Source organism: Halomonas sp. TP35 (assembly GCF_052375975.1).
Classification (GTDB): domain Bacteria; phylum Pseudomonadota; class Gammaproteobacteria; order Pseudomonadales; family Halomonadaceae; genus Vreelandella; species Vreelandella citrativorans.
In genome coordinates this window covers 1-1,929 of record NZ_JBQSUZ010000036.1, presented here as the reverse complement: position 1 = coordinate 1,929, position 1,929 = coordinate 1, and the positions used below count along the sequence as shown (strand labels likewise).

Sequence of the window (1,929 nt, the reverse complement as noted above, 5' to 3'; positions counted from 1 at the left end):
GTTGTGCGCCAGGCATGGCGCGTAGCGCCTTGATAGGCGCTGTTCCTAGGGGTGGTGCCTCAGGATGACTTGGGGGTGAAAGTCCCCTGCACGCCCGGCAAGGGGAAGTGCTAGCCGACGGCAAGGGTGTCTCCCGCGAGAGAGAATCTGAAGGAAGCCCGAGGCAAAACGCTGGCCTGACGAACAGGAAGTGGATACGAGGCGTCATGGCGGGGTGAGGTGGCAATGATCACTAAAGCCCAATACTTGTACGGAACGCCATGATGTAAATCCGACAGGCATAAGCGGGAAGGTCGCGCGTCTTACCCTGGGAGGTCTGGTGGTCTGCCACAGTGCTACCGGCGTCGAGAGGCGACGGGATAGATCACCAGACGTCAGCAGAGGCCATAGTAAGTGCCGGTTCACCACGGCACCAAGGGCCGAACATGAAGAACCGCGAGTAGGCGATAACGTCTCGAGGATCGATCATGAAGACAGAAACCGACGCTAATACCGTCACTCACCCAGAGGGGCAGGAGCAGAACTCCGCGCCCCGGCCGGTGAGCGTCGAGACGATCCCGGCGTCGCTATCGTGGACGAAAGCGGAGCCAACCACGCTCATGGAACGGGTCGTTGACCCGGAGAACATGGAGCGAGCTTACCGTAAGGTGGTGGCCAACAAAGGCGCACCGGGTGTCGATGGCATGACGGTGCATCAGTTAGCTGACCATCTAAGGAAGTACTGGTCAACGCTGCGCGAGCGACTGTTGGCCGATGAGTATCACCCCAGCCAGATCCGAGCCGCCACTATCCCCAAACCTGAAGGGGGAGAGCGGCAACTCGGCATCCCCACGGTCACCGACCGGCTCATCCAGCAAGCACTGTCGCAGGTGCTGACGCCGATCTTCGATCCGACCTTCTCCGAGTCGAGTTACGGCTACCGCCCCAAGCGCAGTGCCAGGCAGGCCGTATCGGCCATGAAGGCCCACGTCACCGCCGGCCACCGCTGGGTGGTCGACCTTGACCTGGAGGCTTTCTTCGACCGAGTGAACCACGATCTGCTGATGGCACGGGTCGCGCGGCACGTTGACGACAAGCGCGTGCGGCGTCTGATCCGTCGTTATCTGGAGGCGGGTATGTTCCAGCATGGCTTGCCCACGCCGAGGCGGCAGGGAACCCCCCAGGGCGGACCCCTCAGCCCGCTACTGGCGAACATCCTGCTGGACGACATGGACAAGGAGCTGGAACGCCGAGGCCACCGCTTCTGCCGCTACGCCGATGACGTGCAGGTGTATGTCAAAAGCTGGCGAGCAGGCGAGCGGGTCATGGGCAGCTTGAGTGAGTATCTCGAGAGCTCACTTCGGCTGACGGTCAATCGCCGTAAAAGTGCGGTGGACCGGCCATGGCGACGCGGCTACCTGGGCTACAGCCTCACTCGGCACAAGCAGTTGAAACTGACGCTAGCCAAGGCCAGCCTGACGCGCATGATGCAGCGTGTCCGTGAGATCCTGAAACGTGGCAGGGGGCGCAACATCCAGCGGACAATCGAAGGGTTGAGGCCAGTCCTGCGAGGATGGGCCCATTACTTCAGCCTTGTTGATGTGAAACGCCCCTTGGAAGCGCTGGATCAATGGATACGACGGCGCTTGCGCGGTCTGATCTGGCGGCAATGGAAGCGCCCGGCGACCCGGCGTCGGAAACTCCGAGGCCTGGGTCTGGACGCGTGCCGTGCTTGGAAATCGGCGGGCAATGGGCGAGGGCCTTGGTGGAACGCCGGAGCCTCGCACATGAATGAGGCCCTGCCGAGAAAGTGGTTTTACGATCTGGGCCTGATCTCGATACTCGATACGGTCAGATGGCTCAAACGTTGTTCATGAACCGCCGTGGTACGGAACCGTATGCCCGGTGGTGTGAGAGGACAGGGGAGGCGACTCCCCTTCCTACTCGATT

Annotated in this window: 1 protein-coding gene; it reads left to right on the top strand. The window is 61.7% G+C overall.

What is annotated here, in order from left to right; all coding sequences use genetic code 11:
- Positions 1–467 precede the first annotated feature (467 nt).
- Positions 468–1,856, top strand: coding sequence for a group II intron reverse transcriptase/maturase (gene ltrA / locus ACT3RU_RS17910; RefSeq protein WP_483392980.1), 1,389 nt, complete (start codon positions 468–470; stop codon positions 1,854–1,856).
- The last annotated feature ends 73 nt before the right edge of the window (positions 1,857–1,929 follow it).

Excerpts from the sequence above, each read along its gene's own strand:
- ltrA (WP_483392980.1), top strand. The coding sequence starts at position 468 with ATGAAGACAGAAACCGACGCTAATACCGTCACTCACCCAGAGGGGCAG.